Source organism: Cupriavidus sp. SIMBA_020 (assembly GCF_046535395.1).
Classification (GTDB): Bacteria; Pseudomonadota; Gammaproteobacteria; order Burkholderiales; family Burkholderiaceae; genus Cupriavidus; species Cupriavidus campinensis.
This window is the reverse complement of sequence record NZ_JAWRWU010001236.1, coordinates 1-251: the sequence shown is the minus strand read 5'-3', so window position 1 is coordinate 251 and position 251 is coordinate 1. Positions and strand designations below refer to the sequence as shown.

1 protein-coding gene is annotated in these 251 nt (G+C 67.7%); it reads left to right on the top strand.

Annotation, left to right across the window (positions count from 1 at the left end):
* Positions 1-251: RraA family protein (locus tag SB751_RS33470; protein WP_410749429.1), on the top strand; the 251-nt coding region annotated here is incomplete at both ends.

Genomic DNA, 251 nt, shown 5'->3' with positions numbered 1-251 from the left:
GGCATCGCCGGCGTGGTGATGGATGGCGCGGCGCGCGATAGCGTGGAGATCATCGAAATGGACTATCCGGTGTTCGCCGCCGGCACCAACCCGAACGGCCCCACCAAGAACGTGCCCGGCCGCATCGGCCATCCCGTGTCGGTCGGCGGCGTGACCGTGCATCCCGGCGACTTCGTCATCGGCGACGCCGACGGCGTGGTGGTGGTCGAACGCGAGAAAATCGAAGGCCTGCTGCCGGCCGCCGAAAAGAA